Here is a 3,135-nt window from a genome sequence, read left to right as displayed (position 1 = left end):
TGGGAGGTAATGGTGAACGATCATGGTTTTGTTGCAGTAATGGCAATAAAGACACCAGTGCAATAATCAATGAACTGCATAGCCAAAAGCCTAACAATAATTTAAAAAATAGCCCGTTAAATGGATTGTTTTTTAGCATTACGGTATCCAAATATAGCCTTTACCGCGTAGGGTTTTGACGCGTGGACGGCCATCTTGACGCTCTGGTAATTTTTTGCGTAAGTTAGACAAATGCATATCTAAGCTACGATCAAATGGCATTAACTTTTTGCCTAATACGTTTTCGCTTAATGATTCTTTGGTAACCAGTTCGCCTGATTTTTCGATCAAATGAAATAGCAGTGAAAACTCGGTGCCAGTGAGAATGATTAGTTGCTCATTGCAATAGGTTTCTTGGCGGGTAGGGTCGAGACGTAAATCACCAAACTGCATCATTTCATTGGCTTGGCTATCTTGCTGAGTTGTTTGTGCTCGACGTAATATGGCCCTAATTCGTGCCACTAACTCACGGTCATTAAAGGGTTTTGGCAAATAGTCATCGGCACCTATTTCAAGGCCGACAACCCGATCAATTTCATCACCGCGAGCGGTTAGCATTAATACCGGTGTTTGCTTGCGTTGGCGTAAAGCACGCAAGACTTCAAAACCATTGAGTTTAGGCAGCATCACGTCAAGAAGGATTAAATCGAAGTCTTGCTGTTGCGCCATCATCAGCCCTTGCTCACCATCATAAGCTTGGGTTAATACGAAGCCTTCCAACTCAAGTAATTGGCTGAGTAGATCGGATAAACCAATATCATCGTCGATCAGTAAAATGCGATTCATAACTTTCCTCTGGCACAAAGAAAATCTGTATGTTGAAGCTAACATACAGATTTTTCGATCAATTAAGCTTATCTTATGCCAAGATTAAATCATATCAACATTGCACAGTTTTACATTTACCCTGCTTTATTTTGCACTATGTAGCGTTTAATTCTGGCAATAATAAAGGTCAGTACAATAGACCCAAATATCAGGCCTACTGAAAAGACTGCATTTTGCAGTGAGTTAGGGTTAAACACTAACATGCTGCCTAACCCTAACATCATAATACCTGACATCAGTTTAAGCACTTCACCTTCTTTTTCGGTGAGCTTGCGTTTACCTAAGGTCATTGAGAATACAATCACAATAGCGGCAAGTGGAATAACGTAAACCACATTATAAGCGATGAGGTATAAGTATCGCTGCATGGTATCGAGATCTGATAATGACAACACAGAGGTGTAAATCATTGGGAAACCTGCGGTGCAAAGCAGTTCATAGGTGTTAGCTAAAATAGCCAGAATAGTTGAGCCTAAAATCATTGTTGGTAACGAGCTGGCTTTAGATAATTTGCCCATACGTTTAATAAGCGAGCCACGATTTTCAACTGACATTGATAGACTGACATCGCCACGGCCGTAAAAGTAATCTTTTATATTCACTATGGCCGCAATCAATGCCAATACCCCCGCACAAGTGATAATGATACCGCCATCACCGCCACCAAGTAGTTGGAATAAGTTAAGCCAGGCGCTCATAAATATAAAGTAGATAAAGCCTGAGAAGAATACAAAAATACCGCCTACCAATAACATACGTTTGCGGCTGCCTGCATTAACCATAATGCTCAGTAAAAACAGCAACACGAAAAATGCGCAGGGATTAAAGGCATCGACACCAGCGAGTACTAAGGTGAGCACTGGTAATGACATTTCTTCAGGGTGCACAGCACCAATGAGTGGAATGTCGACAGGTTGAACAGTCGGTATAGGAGTAATGTCACTGGCTTGGTCAAACGACATACCACACGAACTTTCGGCTTGTGGGTCGTCACTAGTGTCACCACAGGTTTCAAATAATGGTGCGCTTACTACTGGCGATGCGCCTAAGTAATCATCGAGCTTATTACCAATATCTGCTTTACCACCTTGGCGTTGGTAACAGTTGACTAAGCGTTCTAGGATAAAACGGCCTGTGACATCATGGCTGTTATAGCCAACAACGGCCTCACCACAAATGGCAAAGTAGGGTACTGATTTAGGTTCAACACCAGTGTGTTGGCCCATTTCCATAAGTTTATCGACATTACCGGGTTCGCTAATGGCGTAGTCGTGTAGTTCTATCCAGTCAAAACGTTCGCCTAGAGCATCAATAAAAGGATGGGCTTCACGACAATGAGGGCAGGTTTTAGACCAAAAGAAATGCAGTTTAACTACTGGCTGCTGGTTTTGCTGAGTATACCAAAGTGAGTTGTCAGTTGAGGCTGCGGTACTGGCTATTGAGCTGGGTGCCAATATCAGTACACAAAGAAGTAACAGTAATTGGCCAATCAATCGGTTCATAATGTATTCCATTAAAGCGCTAATAGTTAGATTTTATGCCCTAATATGATTACTGTAAGGATCAAGACTGAATTACGTTAACTGGCTCGCATTACTGCGATATTTATCATTCAATATGCCAACTTGATCATGAATTACTGGCACTAAAGTGCTATGAAAACGTTCTTTACATAGGTTTACTCAGTCTTAACCCTCATTGACATTGCATTCGGTAAACTGAGTATCAAATCTGCAAAGGCAGAAAATAAATCCCATTCATACCGAGGTACTTAACAATGAAAACATCATCAATCATCAAAACGAGTTTAGTTGCCTTAGTGGCAAGCTCGGCTTTATTAGCTGGCCAGTTATATGCAGTTGATGCAGCTGATAATACTGTAAAAACTGAAAATGTTACCGCTAAAGGTGACCGACATCATGGTCACAAAGGTGGCATGCATAAAATGCTTCGTAAGCTGGACTTAACTGATGCCCAAAAAGTTCAAGTAAAAGCCATCTTTGATAAGTATCAAGCTAACTGCCCTGAGCGTCCAACTAAAGAGCAGCGCGCTGAGCACCGTACAGAAATGTTAGCGTTAATCACTACCGCTGGTTTTGATGAAGCAAAAGCAACTGAAATGGCAGAAGCACAGCAACAAAAGCATTTACAAAAGATGCTGACGCATTTGAAAATGCAAAACGAAATTTATCAATTATTAACGCCTGAACAGCAACAAACGTTTCAAGATAAATTTAAGTTAGGCAAAGGCCACAAACCGCGCCGTTA

Annotated in this window: 3 protein-coding genes and 1 pseudogene; 1 reads left to right on the top strand and 3 read right to left on the bottom strand. The window is 41.2% G+C overall.

All coding sequences use genetic code 11. The features are described 5' to 3' along the window. The 3 genes and pseudogenes from CXF78_RS18285 to CXF78_RS18275 form a co-directional block, all read right to left on the bottom strand. Positions 1–139 (bottom strand): annotated as a pseudogene (locus tag CXF78_RS18285) (two-component sensor histidine kinase); the annotation flags it as partial. Further along, positions 139–825, bottom strand: a complete 687-nt coding sequence (locus CXF78_RS18280; RefSeq protein ID WP_059745835.1) for a response regulator — start codon at positions 823–825, stop codon at positions 139–141. The gene CXF78_RS18280 and the pseudogene CXF78_RS18285, both read right to left, overlap by 1 nt. Before the next feature lie 116 nt (positions 826–941). After that, on the bottom strand, positions 942–2,369 hold the full coding sequence (locus CXF78_RS18275; protein ID WP_165872450.1) for a thioredoxin family protein: 1,428 nt from the start codon (positions 2,367–2,369) through the stop codon (positions 942–944). A 275-nt stretch (positions 2,370–2,644) separates the two neighbouring features. Here CXF78_RS18275 and CXF78_RS18270 point away from each other — a divergent pair. Further along, the coding region (locus CXF78_RS18270; RefSeq protein WP_102037556.1) for a Spy/CpxP family protein refolding chaperone at positions 2,645–3,135 on the top strand (491 nt) is incomplete at its 3' end.

The organism is Shewanella sp. 11B5 (assembly GCF_002836795.1).
In the GTDB taxonomy this organism is placed as follows: domain Bacteria; phylum Pseudomonadota; class Gammaproteobacteria; order Enterobacterales; family Shewanellaceae; genus Shewanella; species Shewanella frigidimarina.
The sequence above is the reverse complement of the archived record's forward strand: the minus strand, read 5'-3'. Positions and strand labels throughout refer to the sequence as shown.